Source organism: Mesorhizobium sp. WSM4850 (assembly GCF_055811735.1).
Window position 1 is genome coordinate 41,946 of sequence record NZ_JBVVPV010000038.1, and the last position, 21,060, is coordinate 63,005.

Here is a 21,060-nt window from a genome sequence, read left to right on the forward strand (position 1 = left end):
ATCACCAACGCAAGAAACGCAGGTGGCAGCGGCAACCTCAAGCGATTGCCCCGCACGCCTCCAGCGGCGGCAGGGGTGACAGCAGCAGACAAATCCCGTATACTCACATAAAGATGTCTTTATGTCGCTTAAGCGCGACCGTCGCCATGAGGACGAAATATGTCGCAAAACCCATCGTCGCTGGACGACCTGTTCGGCCCCGTCGCGGCCAAGCCCGACGGTTCGGAAGTGCTTGCTGCGCTGACGGCGGCGGCGCGCGAACGCATCCTCATCCTCGATGGCGCCATGGGCACGCAGATCCAGGGCCTGGGCTTCGACGAGAACCATTTCCGTGGCGACAAATTCGCAGAGTGCGCCTGCCATCAGCAGGGCAACAACGACCTGCTGATCCTGACGCAGCCCAAGGCGATCGAGGAGATTCACTATCAATACGCCATCGCCGGGGCGGACATTCTTGAAACCAACACCTTCTCCTCGACCTCCATCGCCCAAGCGGATTATGGCATGGAGGACGCGGTCTACGCTCTGAACCGCGACGGTGCACGGCTGGTGCGCAGGGCAGCGGCAAGGGCCGAGCAGGAGGACGGCAAGCGTCGTTTCGTCGCCGGTGCGCTGGGGCCGACCAACCGCACCGCCTCGATGTCGCCCGACGTCAACAATCCCGGCTACCGCGCCGTGACATTCGACGAATTGCGCCTTGCCTATGGCGAGCAGCTGCGCGGTCTCATTGACGGCGGTGCCGACATCATTCTGATCGAGACCATTTTTGATACGCTGAATGCCAAGGCGGCAATCTTCGCCTGCAACGAGATCTTCATCGAGAAGGGCGTGCATCTGCCGGTGATGATTTCCGGCACGATCACCGACCTGTCGGGCCGCACGCTGTCGGGCCAGACGCCGACGGCTTTCTGGCATTCGGTCCGCCACGCCAACCCGTTCACGATAGGCCTCAATTGCGCGCTGGGCGCCAAAGCCATGCGCGCGCATCTGGACGAAATATCCGGCGTCGCCGACACCTTTGTGTGCGCCTATCCGAATGCCGGTCTGCCCAACGAATTCGGCCAATATGACGAAAGCCCGGAGTTCATGGCCGCGCAGATCGAGGATTTCGCCCGCGACGGCCTGGTCAATATCGTCGGTGGCTGCTGCGGCTCGACACCCGACCACATCCGCGCCATCGCACAGGCCGTGAAGAAATATCCGCCGCGCGCTGTTCCCGACATCGAGCCGCAGATGCGCCTTTCGGGGCTCGAGCCGTTCACGCTGACCGACGAGATTCCGTTCGTCAATGTCGGCGAGCGCACCAATGTCACCGGCTCGGCGAAATTCAGGAAGCTGATCACCGCGGGCGACTATGCCGCGGCGCTCGAAATCGCCCGCGACCAGGTCGCCAACGGCGCGCAGATCATCGACATCAACATGGACGAAGGCCTGATCGATTCGAAGCAGGCAATGGTCTGTTATCTCAACCTGATCGCCGCCGAGCCGGACATCGCCCGTGTACCCGTGATGATCGACAGCTCCAAATGGGAGATCATCGAAGCCGGCCTGAAATGCGTGCAGGGCAAGCCGCTGGTCAATTCCATCTCGATGAAGGAGGGCGAGGAGGCTTTTCTGCACCATGCGAAGCTCGTCCGCGCGTATGGCGCGGCGGTGGTCGTCATGGCCTTCGATGAGGACGGCCAGGCCGACACCCAGGCGCGCAAGGTCGAAATCTGCACCCGCGCCTACAGACTGTTGACCGAGCAGGCCGGATTCCCGCCCGAGGACATCGTTTTCGACCCGAACATCTTTGCCATCGCCACCGGCATCGATGAGCACAACAATTACGGCGTCGACTTCATCGAAGCCGCCAGGCAGATCACCGCGACGCTTCCCCATGTCCACATATCGGGCGGCGTGTCGAACCTCTCCTTCTCGTTTCGCGGCAACGAGCCGGTGCGCGAGGCCATGCATGCCGTGTTCCTCTACCATGCCATCCAGGCCGGCATGGACATGGGCATCGTCAACGCCGGACAGCTTGCCGTCTATGACACCATCGATCCGGAACTGCGCGAAGCCTGCGAGGACGTCGTCAACAACCGCCAGCCGAAGGGCGGCGGCAGCGCGACCGAACGCCTGCTGGAACTCGCCGAACGTTTTAGGGGCACGGCGGGCAAGGAAGCGCAGGAACGCGATCTCGCCTGGCGCGACTGGCCGGTCGAGCAGCGCATTTCGCACGCACTGGTCAACGGCATCACCGAATTCATCGACCAGGACACGGACGAGGCGCGGCGCGCCGCCGAGCGTCCGCTGCACGTCATCGAAGGTCCGCTGATGGCAGGCATGAATGTCGTCGGCGACCTGTTCGGCGCGGGAAAGATGTTCCTGCCGCAAGTGGTGAAATCCGCCCGCGTCATGAAACAGGCCGTCGCCGGCCTGCTGCCGCACATGGAGGCGGAGAAGCTGGCGAATGCCGCCAAAGGCGTCGACACCGGCGAGCGCCAGACCGCCGGCAAGATCCTGATGGCGACGGTGAAGGGCGATGTCCACGACATCGGCAAGAACATCGTCGGCGTGGTTCTGGCCTGCAACAATTACGAGATCATCGACCTCGGCGTCATGGTGCCGGCGGCAAAGATCCTGCAGACGGCGCGCGAGCTAAAGGTCGACATCATCGGCCTGTCCGGCCTGATCACGCCCTCGCTCGACGAGATGGCGCACATGGCCGCCGAGATGGAGCGCGAGGGTTTTGACATTCCGCTGTTGATCGGCGGTGCTACGACCAGCCGCGTGCATACCGCAGTAAAGATCCATCCGCGCTATATCAGTGGCCAGACCGTCTATGTCGCCGATGCCAGCCGCGCGGTCGGCGTGGTGTCGGCACTTTTGTCGAACGAGACCAGGGGCGGTTATGTCGACAACGTTCGCGCCGAATACAAGAAGGTCGCCGATGCGCATGCGCGCAGCGAAGCCGACAAGCAGCGCCTGCCGCTGGCCAAGGCGCGGGCCAACGCCCACCGGATCGACTGGTCGGCCTACGCGCCGCCAAAACCGGCCTTCCTCGGCCTGAAAACCTTCGAAGCCTGGGATCTGGCCGAGCTCGCGCGCTATATCGACTGGACGCCGTTCTTCCAGACCTGGGAGCTGAAGGGTCGCTATCCCAAAATCCTCGACGACGAGGCGCAAGGGCCGGCGGCACGCCAGCTCTTCGACGACGCCCAGGCGATGCTGGCCAAGATCATTGCGGAAAAATGGTTCGCGCCAAAGGGCGTCATCGGCTTCTGGCCGGCGAATACCGTCGGCGACGACATCAGGCTGTTCACCGATGATGCCAGGTCACAGGAACTGGCTACCTTCTTCACGCTGCGCCAGCAGCTGACCAAGCGCGACGGCAAGGCGAACGTCGCGCTGTCGGATTTCGTCGCGCCATTGGACAGCGGCAAGGCCGACTATCTCGGCGGCTTCATCGTCACCGCCGGCATCGAGGAAGCGGCGATCGCCGAGCGCTTCGAACGTGCCAACGACGACTACTCGTCGATCATGGTCAAGGCGCTGGCCGACCGTTTCGCCGAAGCCTTCGCCGAACGCCTGCACGAGAAGGTGCGCAAGGAGTTCTGGGCCTATGCGCCGGATGAGGATCTGGCGCCGGACGAGCTGATCGGCGAACCCTATCGCGGTATTCGCCCGGCGCCCGGTTATCCGGCGCAGCCCGACCACACCGAGAAAGCGACGCTTTTTCGCCTGCTCGACGGCGAGCGCAACGCCGGCGTCAGCCTGACCGAGAGCTTTGCGATGTGGCCGGGCTCCTCCGTGTCGGGTATCTACCTGTCGCACCCCGAAAGCTATTACTTCGGCGTGGCCAAGGTCGAGCGCGACCAGGTCGAGGACTATGCGCGCCGCAAGGCCATGCCGCTAGCCGAGGTCGAGCGCTGGCTCGGCCCTATACTCAACTATGTGCCGACCCCCTTCGCCGAAGCCGCGCAGTAAGGCAGCAGCTTTGACCTGACATCGCGGTCGATGACCAGGTGCATCGCTTCGAGAGCAACGGCCTGGCCCACTCATCATGCGATGAAAGGAGAGCCCTGTGCAGACCCCGACTGCAGAAGAAATGGAAATCCGCAAAGGCCTGGATGACCTGGTGCAGGCATTGCGGGCCAAGGACATAGAAGCCCTGATGGCACACTATGCCGTGGCTACTGTCGTATTCGACATCAGGCCGCCGCTGCGGATCGAGAGCGCCGGTGCCTATCGAAAGAATTTTGAGGCGTGGTTTGCCTCGGTTGACGGTCCGATCGATTACGAGGTGCACGAGCTGCTCGTCACAGTCAGAGATGACGTGGCGTTCTGCCATGGTCTGTGCCACGTCAGAAGCAAAAGAACCAACGGCGAGAAGGCCGACTATTGGGTGCGGGTGACATCGGGTTTGCGGAAGATGAGCGACCGCTGGATGATCACGCACGAACACATATCCATGCCAATCGATCTCCGGACAATGCAGGCACAGCCGGAGTTTCAGTCGTAGCTGCGCGGACGTTTCGCACGACAACAAATTTCTTCCGGCGCTGCCCGTCGACCGACCTCGCGAAGAGGCTTGCCGAATTCGCTCACCAATCGATCAGCCCCGGTGGTGCGCCGTACCGCCACGGATTGACGCGCGACACTTTAGCTGCAAGGTATATTAACGTTCTGTTTACCATATATATTGGTCTCGGCAGGGACTTGAGGGGGCAATTTGGAACCGTTTCTGGGCGCGAACCGCCTTAATTGGGATGATCGAGCCGAACTGCATTCGACCGACACGACGGGCAGCTACCACATAGAAAATGTGCTGGCTGGCGGATCCAATCTCTATGAGCTGGAAACGCGCGAGGTCGGTGATATTGTCGGCAAGGATATCGTTCATTTGCAATGCCATATCGGGCTCGACACAATCAGCTTGAAGAATCTGGGCGCGGGCAGCGTGACCGGCCTCGACTTTTCACCGACGGCGATCGCAGCGGCGCGGGATTTCGCTGCAAAGGCAGGCACTGACGTCCGCTTCGTGGAGGCGCCACTGTTCGAGGCAGTCGAAGCGCTTGGCCGGACCTTTGACATCGCTTACGTTACCTGGGGTTCGGTAAACTGGCTTGACGACGTGTTCCGTTGGGCGCGGGTGGTTGCCGATCTCCTGCGGCCCGGCGGCCGGCTCTATCTCGCCGAGGGCCATCCGTTGATGTTCCAGTGTGACCGCAAGGCTGCGACGCTGGAGTTCAAGCATGACTGGCGAACGCCAATAGCTCGACCACTCGCATGGAACGAGGAACTCACCTATACCGGCGACGACCGCATCTTGAAACATCCGCGCTACTATGAGTGGATTCATCCGGTCAGCGACGTGGTGAACGCGCTGATTTCAGCTGGGCTGACGCTGGATTTTCTCAATGAGCATGACACGGTTTCGTGGCAGCACTTTTCATTTGCCGTGAGGGCCGGCAAGGATATGTACGGCCTGCCAGAGAACTCTCCCAAGATCCCAATGGCCTATTCCATTGGCGCGACGAAACGTAGCGTCGGCAAGATACCCTACCTGGTTACCGCCAAGGCGATTGAGGGCCACTAATGCATGTCGCGCAAAAGCATGCCCTCGGGCTTGAACCGAGGGTATGCGGCGGTTTTGCAGTAACGACATGCATAAAACAAAACTTGAAGCGCGTCGCATGAATCCATTCAGCCGCGACGCGCTTTAAGGCGTCAGCCGGAGCCGCAGGTCCGTGTCAGCCACTCCGGCCACCTCAGGAGGTTGGAGGGTGCAAAATTTTTTAGGACCCGTGAAGGTCAAAATTAAACATTGATAGCTAATATACCTTGGTCGGGTTGGCCCAGAACCTGAATAGTATCTGAGGAATCGCCTATTGGCTCCTTTCCGCGCTAGGTTCGGCGGTATCAAGAAGGCCGTTTTCTCGTCGGCAAATATCCCGGCGGCAATGGCGGTGATCGTTATTGCCGTTGGCGCAGCGTTCGCGGACCACCAGAACAAAGTCGTCTCGGATCAAGCCGCCCGAGCGGATGTCCTAGCCAAGGTCAATCTTATCCGCGCCAAGCTTGAAGGCAACATCAACGGAAACCTTCAACTGGTGCAGGGACTGGTCGCGGCGGTCGTGACTGAGCCCTATATGGGACAACAACGCTTCGCCTCGCTGGCGAGCAACCTGTTTGGCAGGGGCTCGCAATTGAAGAATATTGCTGGCGCGCCCGATCTGGTCATTTCTCTGATGTACCCGATGAATGGCAACGACAAGGCGATAGGCCTCGATTACCGCAAGGACGAGCGGCAGCGTCTGGCCGCGCTAAGGGCGCGAGACAAGCGCGAGCTAATTCTTGCCGGTCCCGTCGACTTGAGGCAGGGAGGGCAAGGCTTCGTCGGCCGTATTCCGGTCTTTGTACGCAGTGCGGGCAACACCGAAAGGTTCTGGGGCATCATTTCGGCCGTTGTAGACGTTCAGCGCCTTTATAAGGCGAGCGGCCTGCTTGACGATGATCTCGGGATTGACATAGCGCTGATCGGTAAGGACGCTCTCGGTCCAACCGGAGAGCAATTCTTCGGCAATGAGCGCGTCGCAAAGAGCAATCCGGTGACAGCCGACGTCCTGCTCCCGTCCGGTTCGTGGCGGATCGCAGCCATTCCCAAAAACGGCTGGCCTTCGACGCCCGACCACGCGTGGTTCTTGCGCGCCATCATGGCGGTGGCCGGGGCGTTGGTTGTGATCCCATTCCTGGTGACCGGTCGCCTGATTGGCGAGAGACAGCGCAACTATGCGGAACTGAGTCGATTGTCGAGACGCCTGGAACTCGCTCTGGAAGCGTCGGCTATTGGCGTTTGGGAACACGATCTCGCGACCAACGAACTGACGTGGGACGACCGCGTCAATGAAATATACGGCAAACCAGCTGGGGAGGGCCGCGGCTACCTGGACTGGGCGGGAGCAATCCACCCGGATGATTTGGCTGGCGCCAACGCCGATTTCGACCGCGCGATGGCCGACGGCGGGCCATATTTGTCGGAATACCGGATTATTCGGCCGGATGGCGAGATACGTCATGTCCGATCCAAGGCGATAATTTACCGGGCCGCAGACGACACCCCAAAAATGATTGGCGCCGAATGGGATGTGACAGCCGATGTCCTGTTGAACAAGGACCTAGTTCGCGCAAAACAGCTTTCCGAGTCGAAAAATGCAGAACTCGAGTCGGCCAAGGCGCGCATAGAGCACATTGCGCTCCACGATTCGCTGACCGGTTTGCCCAACCGGCGTTACCTCGACCGGGTGCTGGAAGACTACGCGGCAAACGCCAGGCGGACCGGCGGGTATGCCGCACTGCTCCACATAGATCTCGATCGGTTCAAGCACATTAACGATACGCTTGGCCACGCCGCAGGCGACGCAATGCTTGTTCACGCCTCGACCGTGCTCCGATCCAAGGTCGATGGCGAGGGATTCGTCGCTCGGATCGGAGGAGACGAATTCATCGTCCTGTGCGCGGTGCATGACGATATCGAGCAACTGGCGCTGCTCGCTGACCGCGTCATCAGCCAGATGCGGGAACCGGTCTACTATCAGGGCCATCGATGCCGTTTTGGCGTGAGCGTGGGAATTGCAGTCGATAACGGAAAAGATGTCGAAGCCAAACACCTGCTGGTCAACGCTGACATCGCGCTTTACCGGGCAAAGAGTCGTGGGCGCAATCGATACGAGTTCTTCACCGAGGCGATGCAAAGCGAGATCGTCGAGACAAAACGGATTGCCGACGAAATTCTCGGCGGCCTTGAGCGCAACGAGTTCATTCCCTTCTACCAGCCGCAATTTGACGCAAAAACCCTTGAAATTGTTGGGGTTGAGGCGCTGGCGCGATGGCGGCATCCGGAGAAGGGCATTTTGGCGCCCGACGTCTTCCTAAGGATTGCGGAAGAATTGAATGTCGTCTCGATCATCGATCGAAACATATTAGAGCAATCGCTTTTGGATCTCGAAGGGTGGTCTGCTGCGAATCTCCATATTCCGCGGGTGTCAGTCAATGTTTCGGCACGCCGCCTTCAGGATGAGGAACTCATAAAGAGTCTTAGGGAACTAAATATCAAGAAGGGAACAGTTGCCTTCGAGCTCGTTGAGTCAATTTTCCTTGACGAAAATGATGATTTTGTTACCTGGAATCTTGAGCAGATAAAAGAGCTCGGCATTGACATAGAAATAGACGATTTTGGCACGGGCTACGCCTCTATAGTCAGCTTGCTCAAGCTGCAGCCTCGCCGGTTGAAGATAGATCGCCAATTGGTCATTCCTATTGTCAAATCGCCGCAACGAAGGCAGGTCGTCTCATCGATCATTGAAATCGGCAAATCCCTGGGTATCGAGGTCGTAGCCGAGGGTGTCGAGACGATGGAGCACGCACAGACACTCAAGAGCTTGGGCTGCGACATATTGCAGGGTTATGCCTTCGGGCATGCGTTGGATGCCGACGGACTAAAGGCATTTGTTCGATCTCGGCGTCTGCGCCCGAAACGGGTTTTGGATGAACCGCTCCGGTTGGGTAGAGTATAAGCCTCACGTCACAGAGTAGCGCTTCGCTTTGAGTCTTAGGATTTGGAGGTTGGCCGATCACGGCAGCGAAGTTCTGGGGGCCTATGCACCCGACGAGACCTGGCCCCGGACAAGCTGATCGGCGACCCCTATCTCGGCATCGGCCCGGCGCCGGCTATCGACGCAGCCTGATCATACCGAGATGGGACGGACGAGGGTTTTGAATGCAGCGCCCAGTTGAAGTTTAACTTTTTGCAACTACGGTCAAGCTTCACACATCCTCAAGGTCCGCATGGCCGACGAAGCAGAAAAGTCCGAAGTCCTATACATATCTTGGAGGGATACCGATGCGCGGGCTGAGCCCTCATGCTATCGACGATGCGGTGTGCACCGTTCTGCCTTTTCCGACCGTTCGACGCGTCGGGAAGATCCGTCGGACCGTCGAAGTGCTGTCAGATCGAACCGGAAAGGGCGGAAACCAATATTGGAAACAAGTCATCGCGGGCATGCGGACGCAAATGGTGTCCGCTGGCCTGGCCGACGAGGTCATTGACCAGGAACTTCGGGCGTTTGCCGACGAGGTTTTCGGCCGAATCCGGAATTACCGTCAACCCGAAACCAATGGTGCAGCATGAAATCGATTGGCCTTCCGATGCCGCGAATTGCATTCGTGAAATATTGGCGGCCTAATCCATGACGGCAAAAACAAAAGTCCTCGCCGCGCCCGATCACGCGCACCAATCGAACCCGTCGCGCCTCTTAAAGATCGACGGAAGCACCGTCACTATCGACCATACGGCAGCCCAGAAAGCCTTCGGATCATCGGACGAAGATTTCATCAATGGCCTCCTGCGCCAGCTGGTGAATGTCGGCAGCCACGGCAAAACGCCAGACGATAAGGGCACGGCCTTTGTCGCCTCGATCGTGAAAGGCATTGAACCGCAGGATCAGATCGAAGCTATGCTGGCATCCCAGATGGCTGCGGTGCACATGGCGACATGACGTTCGCCCGCCGCCTTGCTCACTGCGAAACTATCCCGCAGCAAGACAGCGCCGAACGTGCTTTCAACAAGCTCACCAGGACGTTCGCGGCCCAGGTGGAAGCCCTAAAGAACCGCACGGGCGGCCAGCAGCACGTCACGGTGAAGCACGTCACGGTGAACGAAGGCGGCCAAGCTATTGTCGGCAACGTCTCGCATGGGGGGCAGGGTGACGGAAAAAAATAACGTCAACCTCATGAACCTAGCGCCTCGGTGTCATGCTCGGTCGAAGCGGACAGGATGCCAGTGTCGATCGCCAGCGGTGAGGGGCAGCGCAGTCTGTCGCATGCACGGTGGGGGCGGTGGCGCACCTGAAGGCAAGCGGAACGGCAACTATCGCAACGGAGGCAGGACCAAACGCACAATGGCAGCCTTGGCGGTTGTCCAGGCAATGGCGCGGATATGTCGGCAGACGATCGATGATCTGCCGGATTAACTGGGAACTAGTCGCGATGCTGCTCGCCGGTTGCGAAGGGGCGCTGTCCCAACATTAGGGGGATGTGAAATGTCCGGCTCTTCTGCAGGACGTCGTTGCCGATCGCACCGCAATCGGCAGCGGCCGGCGAAGCAGGCCGAAGTGCACTTGTCACTGATCAGGGAACGATATCGGCCCCCATGTGTTAGAAATCCATGGACACTTTGGAACCCCAGGGCCACGGGACGGTGGTCGACATTTTGACATCGGAAGTTGCCAATGCCAGGCAGCGCATCCACCGGACCGAGCTCGCGCTTCAACGTACTGAAGAAATGCTGGCCGAGAACCTCGCGCTGCGCAACAGGATACGAACTGCGGTCGAGGCCGCAGACCGCTTGGTGAAGATCGATCCCCCCAGCTTTGAAGGACGTCGCGCGGGTTGAACTGGGCCGGCGTTTCATTCGTCGCGCCCTTCAGGCCACCGGCGCCACCACTCTCGCTCCAGAACTTTGCCAACCACATCTACGTCTGGGCTGCACGCTCGCGAACAGCCGGAACCAACGGCGACCACAAGCGGTTTACCAATCGAAGGGACCGCAATGGATTCGGAATAATGGAACTTTTAGATATGGAACTGGCGCGAGCCCGACAGCGGCTTAATCGGGCCGAGCGCTCCCTTGAGCGTGCGAACGAGATGCTGGATGATGACTGCGGTGTCGGCATCAATATCGCGCTGTGCAGCAGGATACGGGCTGCGCAACAGCGCGTAATTGAGGCCAGATCGCGGTTGACGAAGATCGATCCCACTAGCGCTGACGGAGTTCGCACGGGTTGATCCGGCCCGTCGACGTGCCGCCTCGGGCATATAGGACGATCGGTTCGGCACTCCGGCGGTCGCGCACCAAGCAAGCCAACGCACTGCTTGAGGCGACGCGTTCGGTCCTAAGGCCAACCATTTTGCTTGGCGATCTCAACGAATGGCGGGTGCACAGCAGATCCTCGTTGCTGGCGCTACTGCCGCATTTTGGTCCAATTCACACCGTGCTGTCCAGTTTCCCTTCGCGATTCCCTTTGCTTGCGCTCGATCGGATCGTGGCCAAACCACCAAGTCTGATTTCCAGCCTCGAAGTGCACCATACATCGCTATCTCGGATCGCCTCCGATCATCTACCGATCATGGCACGATTAAATCTCCAGGGGATTCGACAGCTGCATTTGCAACCAGATTACCTTTGAAGGGTTCTTGCTACGACTTTGAGCGAGGCCGGGTTTCTATCGCTGAAGGGTAGAAAATTTTATGGAAGTATCCATTACGCGGATTGCACACGACAACATCAAAGCAGGCAAGAGCGGCTTGCTGCTGGTCCCGGACAATTATGACGCCTTCGCCGGGCGCGTTCTGGCGGCAAGGAGTGCCGTTCGCAGTCTCGATCTCATGTACTACCTTTGGCACGATGACCACACTGGCCGCTTGCTCTTACAGGAAGTTTTCCGGGCCGCTGAGCGCGGTGTGCGAGTTCGCATGCTCCTTGATGACGCCAATCCGCGAAAGAACGATGCGGCCTATCTGGCCTTGAGCAATCATCCAAACATCGAGTTGAAGTTGTTTAATCCGAGCGGCGTCAGGCAACGCAGCGTCATGCGCGCTGTGGAAATTGTATTGCGACTATTTGCGTTGACCCGGAGGATGCACAACAAGGCATGGATCGCTGACGACAACGTTGCTATCGTAGGCGGGCGCAACGTTGGCGACGCCTATTTCGACGCAGCAGAAACCAATTTTCGCGACTTAGACGTGCTGCTCCTCGGTCCTGCCGTGCAGCAAACCGCCGAAATATTTGAGGCATTCTGGGCTTGCGGGGACGCGAAATCAATCAGTGTCCTGGGTCCAGCCGCGGAGAACGAGCATTCCGATTTGTTTTCGGGAAGCGATCTCGAAACCGAATCAATGCTTTTGAACGGGATCGGTGACCGAGGGTCCATCGCAGAGTTCATCGCGGCCAGCAACGACGTGCATTGGGTGGATCGAGTTCGGGTGATTTCCGATCCTCCAGAGAAGGTGAGAGGTTGGAGACGTCGCAGCTGGCTTACCAAGGAGTTGCTTCCCCTCATAAAGTCGGCGCGCAACAATCTGGAAATTGTATCTCCCTATTTCATCCCTGGCAAAAGGGGCTCCGCGGTCCTGATGGACCTCGTCAGCAATGGGGTTGACGTTTCCGTTTTGACCAATTCCTTGGCCGCTACAGACGTCGCCGCGGTTCATGGGGCTTATGCAAACTATCGCAAGCGATTGCTGAGGAATGGCGTAAGACTGTTCGAGCTCCAGCCCTTCACTCGCGGTCAGGGAATTTCGGTGTTTGGCTCCAAGGGTGCCAGTCTGCACACCAAATCGTTCACGGTTGACGACAGGGCTGGGTTCGTCGGTTCCTTCAATTTTGATCCCCGGTCAGTGTCTTTGAACTCGGAGATGGGCGTGCTCTTTGAGGATGCCGAATTAGTCAGTGAACTTCGGCGCTTTTTTCAAGCGGAGATATCACTAGAAACCAGCTATCGGCTGGAACTAAAGAACAATGTGCTGCACTGGCATGGATGCGAAGAAGGCAAACTCCAAGAATACACACACGAACCAGAGGCCGGAATTTTTCGCCGGGTTCTGGCGGCCTTGGTCCGCCACCTTCCGGTTGAGTCTCAGCTTTAGCCAGACCCACTAAGATAGCATAGGTGCTAACGGCGGGATCGACGCGGCGTTCTTGCCGCGAGCCGGGTACGGCATACCTGAAGAACGGCGACGTGAATGTGCCAAGCACAGCGCCCCGGGGCCGCGGTGGAAAGGCCGGGAGCATGCAGCATCCGCCCCCTGGCAATTGTCAGCTTGCTGCCGCCGATCGCGTGAAGACGATGGTGACCTTCGTCCCTTCGCTGGCGCTCGAGGCGACGTTGAACTTTGCCTTGGCGTTCTCTGTCAGCGAGCGCGCGATCAGCGCGCCGAGCTTGCCGGGCTTGGGCCATGTCTCCCCTTCCGGCAGGCCGATACCGTCGTCCGCAACTATCACCAGGCAGCCGTCGCCATCGGCGATGCTGTGCAGCTTTATCGTCCCGCCTTCACGCCCTTGGAATGCATGCTTGAGTGCATTTGTGAGCAATTCGTTCACGACCAGTCCCGTTGGCATGGCGACGTTGATCGATACCGGATAGGTATCCACCTTCATGTCGAGGCGGATCCCCTCAACTGCATGCGACCCCATCACCGCGGAGGCGATCTGGCTAAGATAAACGCCGAGATCGACCTCATCCTTCTGCTCGTCTGCCGATAGCGTCTGGTAGAGGATCGCCAGAGCGTCGACGCGGCCGGCGAGCCTCTCAAATCTTTTCTGGTCGGGCTCGGTCGCGTTACGGGTTTCTAGACGGATCAATGCGGTGATCATCTGTAAGTTGTTCTTCACCCGGTGCTGCAGTTCGCGCAACAGGGTGTCCTTCTCACGGACGCGCTCCTCCACCAAGCGCGCTTCTTCAGATTCGCCATGGGATGAGACGTCGACCAGAGCCACCAGTCGGAAGCAGTTCGTGCCGTTATCGTCCACGATGATGTTTGAATAAACGTCGACAAGAGCCGGGTTGGCCCCGACGGGCTCCAGCCGGAAAGTGCCGACGAAATCGGTTTCCTCGACCAAGGCCTCGGGCAGAGGCCGGCCCTTCTGCTGGTGGATGCCAATGCCGGAAAGTGCTCCCCAGTTTTGCCGGGTAAGCTCGGCTGCCTTCAGGCCTGACACTTTTTCGAATTCTGGATTAGCATAGACGACGCGCTCCTTCGCGCCTAAGTCCGACACGGCGATAGCGATCGGCACCTGGTCAAGAAATTTTTTGAACTGCTCGCTTTCCAGCGCGGTGGCAAGGTCCGGTGTATCGAGCAATTGCTCAACTGCCTCAGCCTTGTCTGAATCTGATGTCATCTTGGTCGCCTGTGCTTTGCGTGGGAGCCTCAGTCTCAGTCATGCACTTTGCTCGACACCGACAACGCTGGAAGCGGCTGCGCGATGTCAGGAGTAGGACGAGCCCGCGTCACGGAGCGGCAGAGCCATGGGCAACACAGGCCGTCTTGCTGAGAGTTCAGTCAACCTTGCGTCACTTTGCACGGCCACGACCTTTTTTCCAACAGCGTTGTGCCAAAATCCCGTCTCTGCCAATCGAAATTGACGATCTGCACGTCGCCGGAACTGCCGACAGAATATTTCCGCCATTTGCAATGGGCTCACCTGGCAGCGGCGGCGCCGGTGGCGGCATGCGGTGGCCAAACCGCACCCCGCATGTGCTCATCCAGGTCTGGCTGCTTCGCCGCGACACGATCGGGCGAAACGGTATGCTGCGCCGGTTCCGGCCGCCTTGGAGTTGCCCGGGTTGGCTCGCGGGACCTATCGGGTCATCGCCTGGGATACCGCGGCCGGCAGGCAAACGGGGGAATGGCAAGCGAATTCCGACATGGCTGAAACTTGATGTGCCGCCGTTCTGTGCCAATGTGGCGCTTGCCATTCGCCGAACCTGAGCAGGATGGAGACTGCGCCTGAAGGTATTCATTTGCTCGCTGATCTGACTTGTCATTGCCCAAGGTCTTTGCAACTTCGTCGCCAATGCCGATGTCAGTGATCTGCGCCAAGCGAAGTTGCGCGGAGATCTCACGAGATCTGCGCATTAGGTGTTGCGCTCGCCCGAACGCGACTGCTGGTTGGCAGCATCGGCCGATCCGCCCAGCGTGTCGGCGACCGTGGCACCTCGCGCACCCATCGGCTGCTGCGCACCTGTGGTGGTGTCCTTGGCTGTCTGGTGCTCCATCTCGGCATTGAGCTCCGCCCCCACAATCAGGACAATCACAGAGATCCAGGTCCACATCATCAAGCCGATGACTGCCCCCAGGGCTCCATACGTCGCGTTGTAGTCGGCGAAGTTCTCAAGATAATAGGAAAACCCTATCGAGACCGCGATCCACACCCCAGCCGCGAGGAAGGCGCCCCATGTCGCCCATTGCCACTTTGCCCTTTCGCGGCTGGGGCCGTAGCGGTAGATCAGCGTGATCCCGAGGCCGACCAGGATCAGCATCATCGGCCACCGAAAGATCCGCACAAGGGCTTCGGTCCAACCGCCGAGGTTCAGCAGCGCAAGCATGGCCGGCACGATCCCCACCGAGACGATAAAGCCGATACCGATGAGGATGGCGCCAAGTGTGAAGCCCAAGGCCAGAAGATTCAGATGGATAAAGCCGCGCTTTTCACTCTCCTCGTAGGCGATGTTCATGGCTTCGAATAGCGTCTTGATGCCGTTACTGGCGCTCCACAGTGCGACGGCAAGGCCGAACATGAAGCCGAAGCTGAGCGCGCCAGTCTTCTGAGCGGCCAAGGACGCAAGCTGAGATCTGATAATGTCCAGACCGTCCGAAGGCAGTACGCCGCCAAGGAACGCAATGTGCTCAGCGATGGTCTGAGGATCGGCGACAAAACCGTAGATGGACACGAACGCGGCAAGCGCGGGAAAGAGCGCAAGGAGCAGATAGAATGCGGCCCCGGCCGCGATCAGCATAACACGGTCCTCGTTTACTTCAGCAAAGACCCGCCACAGCACGTCTTTCCAGCCCCGGCTGGGAATCTGTGAGGGCCATTCGGCATCGCGTCCGCGGCCCTCCCGCTCGGCCCGCCGCTCAAGCTGCACTTGATCTTCGTAAGCGTCGTCGGTTGTTTTTTTCGACATGGCTGCCGGCCCGGAGCATCTTCTTCGCGGGCAAACGTATGAAAGCGCCAAAGGATGCAGGTGCAGACCTGCGCCCGCAAACAAACATCCGCCGTCTGCAGAAACACTGCGCCACCCCATGCGACGAGTTCATGTGATAGCGATACTGCCCTGCCCAGGACCTCAGTGGCTGTTCCAGCGACCAATCAGAATAACCAGCTTTCTACCATCTCAGCCAATCGTGGTGGTCGGCTGATTGCGTTTTAACTTTGGCGCGGCCGGCCGGCGGGGATTCTGGGCGTGGGCGGTCGGGAGCTGGTGCCTCTTGGCGTCCAGCCGCTCCAGCATGCAACCGACGATAGCCTGAAAGCCGGGCTCCATGGCCTCTTGGCAATCGATCTCCCGATCCGCGTATTCGCCCTGTCGTCTTGGCGGTCTGATCATCCAGGCGTCCTCATAGATATCCCTCGCCGTCGGACTCGCGTCGCCGGATCAAGCCAGGCGATGCGCCCTCACTATCCAAAACGAAGCCCATTCGCCTCCTGTGTATTTCAACCAGCTCGCGGTCGCATTCGGGCACGCAGCGGTCGCTGCAACCGACATTCACAACTACCTGTGCGAAAGCGACGGCGAGCGCCCACCACGCGGTTGACCCGCAGACATCACCGCTGGACGTTGTTCCTTGGTCTTCCCCAGCGCGCCAATTCGAAAAACGACCGGACGTCTATTTCGCCGTGGGCATTGTTGGCCGCCAGGGAGCAACCGGATCGGAGGCCAGGCGGTGTCACGATTGGCGGGAGGCATCGTTCTCGCAGAGAATTCTTTTAGGTGGAAGGGCTGGTCTCGCCGCCGGCGACTTTGGCGAGCAGCATCCCCAAGGTCAGGCGCGCTCGTTCATGGCTGCGCCGACAAAAATATTCTCAAGAAGCTCGACAGATACAGACGCCAAGTATCAGAGCAGGATGCGATCCTCGATAGCGAAATGCCTGGCGGAGCGGGAAGTGAATTGAACCAGGGGTTGACCCCACGAAGTCAGAGTGACGTGCAGCGAGACGTCTCAAGGGAACCTTTCCGGCGTTGTGCGCTTGTTGAGCATGCGTTTCACAACCCCGTGAGCGACAACAAAAAACGCTGGAACCAAAAGGAAATCCGCCATGGCGAAAGAAAAGACATTGGATGATCTCTTCCTCGATACGCTCAAAGATATCTATTACGCGGAAAAGAAGATCCTGAAGGCGCTTCCCAAGATGGCGCGCGCCGCCTGATCGGCCGATCTGAAGGCAGCCTTCGAGAAGCACAAGGACGAAACCGACGGTCATGTCGAGCGCCTGCAGCAGGTTTTCGAGCTCCTTGGCAAGCGGGCACAGGGCAAGACGTGTCCCGCGATCGACGGCATCATCGAGGAGGGCGAGGAGATTATGGAGGAGTTCAAGGGAACTCCCGCACTGGACGCCGGTCTGATCTCCGCTGCCCAGGCTGTCGAGCACTACGAGATCACCCGCTATGGCACGCTGAAGCGCTGGGCCGAGGTTTTGGGCATGAGCGACGCCGCCAAGCTGATCGAACAGACGCTCGGCGAAGAGTCTATGACAGACGAGGCGCTCACCGGATTGGCGGACGCCTCGGCCAACGAAATGGCCAAGGCCGCCTGATCACACACCAGCCACCCCAACTGTGTTGGGGTGGCTATTTTACTTCCAACATCGTCTTTCGATAGGAGGCAATCATGGGTCGTGGCATTCTACTCTGGCTGCTCGGAGTTCCTATTCCGATCATCATCCTTCTCGCGCTGTTCATGCGGTAGGAGGAATCCATGGCATCAACCATCCTGGCGACCGACGGTGCCGCGCCGGTCGAGTCCTCGTCATCCGCAGTCAACTGGGGACCGATCATCGCCGGCGCCTTCGCTGCCTCGACCCTGACGTTCATCCTGATGCTTCTCGGGTCCGGCCTCGGGCTCACGATGGTGTCTCCATGGTCCAACGAAAGCGCCAGCGTCACCACCTTCGCTGTGTCCACTGCGATCTGGCTGGTCATCGTGCAATGGTTGTCATCCGGGCTCGGGGGTTACCTCACCGGGCGCCTTCGCACCAAATGGGTCGGCATTCATACGGACGAGACGTTCTTCCGGGATACCGCGCACGGATTCATGGCCTGGGCGCTGGCGACGCTTCTGGTCGTGTTCGTGCTCGGTTCGGCGCTGTCCGCGGCAATCGGCACCGGCGTCAAGGCGGCCTCGACAGTGGCCTCGGGAGCAGCAATGGGTGCCTCGGCAGGGGCGACCGCAAACGCCGGGAACGACGGAGGCAGCGGCGCGGCGTCGTATTTCGTCGATGCGCTGTTCCGCCCGAACGATCCTTCCAGGCTGGCGGCGCCGGGCGCGGAGGGCGATGCGACAGCAGCCGCACAAGCCTCCCGCATCCTCATTACGAGTGCAGCGGCCGGCGAAGTCTCGGCCGACGACAAGACTTATCTGGGCCAACTCGTGGCCGCTCGCACTGGCTTGTCGCAAGCGGATGCTACTGCCCGGGTTGATGCGGTGCTTGCTCAGGTCGAGGCGGCCAAAGTCCAAGCACAGGAAGCAGCCGACCCAGCTAGAAAAGCCGGCGCCAGCTTCGCGCTGGTTGGCGCGCTTTCTCTCATGATCGGTGCGTTCATCGCCAGCGCAGCGGCAGCGTTAGGCGGCAAGCAGCGCGACCACGAAGAAGACGCGCTCCATCTCACAGCCACTCGAAGCTGAAGACGTCTACTCCAGGCCGACCGAGAGGATCGGCCGGACTCCATTCTCCCGCCGCGTTCCCTTGTTTTTGTGCAACGCAGCAACGATATTGCTGCACGTGCGTTGCACGGATGGCCGTCCATTCCGGGCGTCACAACAGGGACGGCTCCATTGCGAAAAATCTCTGATACCATCGCCCGCCTTGCCGCGCTGCAGGCGCGACTTGCCGCACATCCCGCCGACCTCGGTGCGTCAGACCACCTCCGGACGCTGGCCGACTTCGGTATCAATCCTGGCGGGTTGGAAGCGAAGTTCTACATTCCCAATGACCTATCCAAGGGCACCCCGCTCGTCGTCGTGCTGCATGGCTGCACCCAGAACGCGGCCGGCTATGACCATCATTCCGGCTGGTCCCAACTCGCCGACGAGGCTGGCTTCGCGCTGCTCTTTCCCGAACAGCAACGCGGCAACAATCCGAACCTCTGTTTCAACTGGTTCCAGCCTGGCGACACCAAACGTGGTTCGGGCGAGGCGCTTTCGATTCGCCAGATGATCGAGACGATGGTCGTCACCCACGGTCTCGACCGAAGGCGAATCTTCATCACCGGCCTCTCGGCCGGAGGCGCAATGGCAGCGGCCATGCTTGCGACCTATCCGGAAGTGTTTGCCGGCGGTGCGTTAATTGCCGGCCTGCCCTACGGCAGCGCAACGACAATCCCGGAGGCCTTCGATCGCATGCGCGGCCACGGCGGTCGTTCGGAACAGGATCTGCAACGGGCCCTCCGCGGCGCATCGGATCATCGGGGACCGTGGCCGAGGATTTCGATTTGGCACGGTGCCGCTGACCACACGGTTTCGCCTTCCAACGCGGAAGCGATCGCAGGCCAGTGGCGGGGAGTCCACCGGCTTGAGAAAGCGCCGACGCGTCGGGAAGCTGCCGGACCGCACGCAAAGCAGGTCTGGCGTAACGGGGCGGGAGATGCCTTGATCGAAATCAACATGATCGCCGGGATGGGCCACGGCACGCCGCTCGGCAACGGCCTCGGCGCTCCGGGGCCTTATATGCTTGATGTCGGCATCGCCTCCACACGCGAGATCGCGCAGTTTTGGGGGATCGCGGCAACCGAGGATAGCGCCTCCCGGAAATCGAGGCCGCAATTGCCCGCCAGCCAACGGCAACTACCCCAGTCACCGGCGCCAAGTATACAAAATGCGAAGACGAAGCCCCCGCAGCCGACTACCATCCATCAATCGCGCCAGCCCGGCGTGAAGAAGATCATTGAAGATGCCCTGCGGGCGGCGGGCCTGATGCGCTAGGCGGACGGCGCGAATCGCTCGCCGACTGTCTCGCCGGCCCCGCGAAGGTCAAGCGGCTCCGACCAGGCAAGGGAACGCGTCGTTCTTTGGAATCGGTGACCGCTTTTCATTGAGCGGTCGCCATGCACCTCGTCCAGATCCTGCTTCCCCGCGCGGACAACACCGGTCGCCCATTTGGCTGGGAAGATTTCGACCGTGTGAAGGAAGACCTGGCCAGCCGTTTCGACGGCGTCACAGCCTACCTGCAGGCGCCCGCGGAAGGTTAGTGCCAGGATGGCGAGCAGTCCAGCACAGATGAAATCGTCATCTTCGAAGTGATGGTGGATGATGTCGATCTGCCGGACTGGCGCAAACGGCGCGCCGAGCTAGAACGGCGGTTCCGGTAGGACACGGTGATCGCCCGCTACATGCCAATGGCGCTCGTATAGAGCGCCGATATCATGCCATCAACGTCAATCCGCAAGACCGAGTACGATCCGGAGACAAGGGTTCTCTCGGTGTGGTTCGTCGCGAGCGGCACGCGTTATGACTACGAGGCTGTGCCGCCGGAGACCTATGCGGCGTTCCGAAACGCCTTCGTAAAGGGCCGGTTCCTCAACGACCACTTTCGCGACCGTTGCCGGCACCGCCCCATTGCCGAAGCATAGCGAGCGTTGCCTGCACGCGGAGACTCATGCGCCGGTTTCGGAGTTTGACGCGCCGGCTGGCTTTGATTCCGGGGAGCCCTTGTGGCGTAGGAAAATCGACAGCAGGACCAGGACGGCCGTCGACATGAATTCCGACTGCCAGTTCTGAAAGGACTCGAACCATAGCTGGGCGTCGAGAAGATAGTCTCCCAGGGATTGAACCTCGCCGCCGTGCCAAAGCGCCTCCTCGTTCGCGGCCGCCAGGCTCGCCCACCAATGCAAGGCAAATGAGATGATGAACAGCAGGGCCAGCGCCAAGCCCAGCGAGTATGAATAGAGCCACGACAGGATCGGGTTGCGCCTGCGGGTGGCGGTCGGAAGTTCGTCCTCGGGCCGGTTGGGATCATCGGGATCACGAGACTCGGCGGAACCGCGCTGGAACAGCATTGCAGTCAGCATGACATAGGCCGACATCTGCAGGAATTCGCTTTCCCAGTTCTCGAACAGCGCCGAGAGGAAGTCGCCGCTCGCAAGATAGGAGAGCAGCCCAATCGATGCCGAACCGTGGTTCTGAAGCTCTTCATTGTAGGCCGTATGACCCGACCAGATCATGCCAGTCGCACTGAACAAGAACATCGCCACCAGGGCGATCGTCAGTCCATTGTCCCGGAAAAAGCTTTTCATGGTCGTC

At 59.8% G+C, this 21,060-nt stretch carries 19 protein-coding genes and 1 pseudogene; 15 read left to right on the plus strand and 5 right to left on the minus strand.

All coding sequences use genetic code 11. From position 1 onward, the window contains the following. Positions 1–159 precede the first annotated feature (159 nt). From metH to AC0L2Z_RS27050, 8 genes are all read left to right on the plus strand, one after another. Complete coding sequence (gene metH, locus AC0L2Z_RS27015; RefSeq protein ID WP_473629763.1) at positions 160–3,969, plus strand: methionine synthase; 3,810 nt, start codon at positions 160–162, stop codon at positions 3,967–3,969. Between the two features lie 97 nt (positions 3,970–4,066). Then, positions 4,067–4,504, plus strand: coding sequence for a YybH family protein (locus AC0L2Z_RS27020; RefSeq protein WP_473629764.1), 438 nt, complete (start codon positions 4,067–4,069; stop codon positions 4,502–4,504). Between the two features lie 210 nt (positions 4,505–4,714). Further along, on the plus strand, positions 4,715–5,581 hold the full coding sequence (locus AC0L2Z_RS27025) for a class I SAM-dependent methyltransferase (RefSeq protein WP_473629765.1): 867 nt from the start codon (positions 4,715–4,717) through the stop codon (positions 5,579–5,581). Between the two features lie 364 nt (positions 5,582–5,945). Beyond that, the gene (locus AC0L2Z_RS27030; RefSeq protein WP_473629781.1) at positions 5,946–8,558 is read left to right on the plus strand and encodes a bifunctional diguanylate cyclase/phosphodiesterase; all 2,613 of its coding nucleotides are present in this window, start codon (positions 5,946–5,948) and stop codon (positions 8,556–8,558) included. Positions 8,559–8,884: 326 nt separating this feature from the next. Further along, a complete protein-coding gene (locus AC0L2Z_RS27035) occupies positions 8,885–9,172 on the plus strand; it encodes a DUF6074 family protein (protein WP_128170271.1) in 288 nt (95 codons plus the stop codon). Positions 9,173–9,230: 58 nt separating this feature from the next. Further along, positions 9,231–9,539 carry a hypothetical protein gene (locus AC0L2Z_RS27040; RefSeq protein WP_128170272.1) on the plus strand — a complete coding sequence of 103 codons (309 nt, stop codon included), beginning with the start codon at positions 9,231–9,233 and terminating at the stop codon, positions 9,537–9,539. After that, positions 9,536–9,763 carry a hypothetical protein gene (locus AC0L2Z_RS27045; protein ID WP_473629766.1) on the plus strand — a complete coding sequence of 76 codons (228 nt, stop codon included), beginning with the start codon at positions 9,536–9,538 and terminating at the stop codon, positions 9,761–9,763. The genes AC0L2Z_RS27040 and AC0L2Z_RS27045 overlap by 4 nt, the downstream gene beginning before the upstream one ends. A gap of 444 nt (positions 9,764–10,207) precedes the next feature. Beyond that, on the plus strand, positions 10,208–10,435 hold the full coding sequence (locus AC0L2Z_RS27050; RefSeq protein ID WP_473629767.1) for a hypothetical protein: 228 nt from the start codon (positions 10,208–10,210) through the stop codon (positions 10,433–10,435). Between the two features lie 179 nt (positions 10,436–10,614). Here the strand turns inward: AC0L2Z_RS27050 and AC0L2Z_RS27055 are convergent, their stop codons facing one another. Next, the gene (locus AC0L2Z_RS27055; RefSeq protein ID WP_287174308.1) at positions 10,615–10,857 is read right to left on the minus strand and encodes a hypothetical protein; all 243 of its coding nucleotides are present in this window, start codon (positions 10,855–10,857) and stop codon (positions 10,615–10,617) included. Here AC0L2Z_RS27055 and AC0L2Z_RS27060 point away from each other — a divergent pair. Together AC0L2Z_RS27060 and AC0L2Z_RS27065 are read left to right on the plus strand one after the other, a co-directional pair. Further along, positions 10,842–11,228 (plus strand): endonuclease/exonuclease/phosphatase family protein, encoded by a 387-nt coding sequence (locus AC0L2Z_RS27060; protein WP_473629782.1) that lies wholly within the window; start codon positions 10,842–10,844, stop codon positions 11,226–11,228. The genes AC0L2Z_RS27055 and AC0L2Z_RS27060 overlap by 16 nt on opposite strands. A 61-nt stretch (positions 11,229–11,289) precedes the next feature. Then, positions 11,290–12,690 carry a phospholipase D family protein gene (locus tag AC0L2Z_RS27065; RefSeq protein WP_473629768.1) on the plus strand — a complete coding sequence of 467 codons (1,401 nt, stop codon included), beginning with the start codon at positions 11,290–11,292 and terminating at the stop codon, positions 12,688–12,690. Positions 12,691–12,859: 169 nt separating this feature from the next. Here the strand turns inward: AC0L2Z_RS27065 and AC0L2Z_RS27070 are convergent, their stop codons facing one another. The 3 genes from AC0L2Z_RS27070 to AC0L2Z_RS27080 all read right to left on the minus strand — a co-directional run bounded on the left by AC0L2Z_RS27070 (position 12,860) and on the right by AC0L2Z_RS27080 (position 16,151). Further along, positions 12,860–13,942 carry a sensor histidine kinase gene (locus tag AC0L2Z_RS27070; RefSeq protein WP_128170275.1) on the minus strand — a complete coding sequence of 361 codons (1,083 nt, stop codon included), beginning with the start codon at positions 13,940–13,942 and terminating at the stop codon, positions 12,860–12,862. Between the two features lie 736 nt (positions 13,943–14,678). Next, positions 14,679–15,728, minus strand: a complete 1,050-nt coding sequence (locus AC0L2Z_RS27075; protein WP_473629769.1) for a YihY/virulence factor BrkB family protein — start codon at positions 15,726–15,728, stop codon at positions 14,679–14,681. Positions 15,729–15,938: 210 nt separating this feature from the next. Beyond that, complete coding sequence (locus AC0L2Z_RS27080; RefSeq protein WP_023803175.1) at positions 15,939–16,151, minus strand: hypothetical protein; 213 nt, start codon at positions 16,149–16,151, stop codon at positions 15,939–15,941. 710 nt (positions 16,152–16,861) lie between these two features. On the opposite strand from AC0L2Z_RS27080, the pseudogene AC0L2Z_RS27085 reads away from it, so the two are divergent. From AC0L2Z_RS27085 to AC0L2Z_RS27105, 5 genes and pseudogenes are all read left to right on the plus strand, one after another. Then, positions 16,862–17,359: pseudogene (locus AC0L2Z_RS27085) on the plus strand (YciE/YciF ferroxidase family protein). A 161-nt stretch (positions 17,360–17,520) separates the two neighbouring features. Further along, positions 17,521–18,447, plus strand: a complete 927-nt coding sequence (locus AC0L2Z_RS27090; RefSeq protein ID WP_473629770.1) for a hypothetical protein — start codon at positions 17,521–17,523, stop codon at positions 18,445–18,447. Between the two features lie 150 nt (positions 18,448–18,597). Next, the gene (locus AC0L2Z_RS27095; RefSeq protein ID WP_473629783.1) at positions 18,598–19,743 is read left to right on the plus strand and encodes an extracellular catalytic domain type 1 short-chain-length polyhydroxyalkanoate depolymerase; all 1,146 of its coding nucleotides are present in this window, start codon (positions 18,598–18,600) and stop codon (positions 19,741–19,743) included. A 122-nt stretch (positions 19,744–19,865) separates the two neighbouring features. Continuing rightward, positions 19,866–20,009, plus strand: coding sequence for a hypothetical protein (locus tag AC0L2Z_RS27100; protein ID WP_473629771.1), 144 nt, complete (start codon positions 19,866–19,868; stop codon positions 20,007–20,009). Positions 20,010–20,183: 174 nt separating this feature from the next. Next, positions 20,184–20,390: a KTSC domain-containing protein gene (locus tag AC0L2Z_RS27105; protein ID WP_473629772.1), complete on the plus strand. Its 207-nt coding sequence runs from the start codon at positions 20,184–20,186 to the stop codon at positions 20,388–20,390. A 24-nt stretch (positions 20,391–20,414) separates the two neighbouring features. On the opposite strand, the gene AC0L2Z_RS27110 is transcribed toward AC0L2Z_RS27105, so the two are convergent. Next, complete coding sequence (locus tag AC0L2Z_RS27110) at positions 20,415–21,053, minus strand: DUF6766 family protein (protein WP_473629773.1); 639 nt, start codon at positions 21,051–21,053, stop codon at positions 20,415–20,417. Between the last annotated feature and the right edge of the window lie 7 nt (positions 21,054–21,060).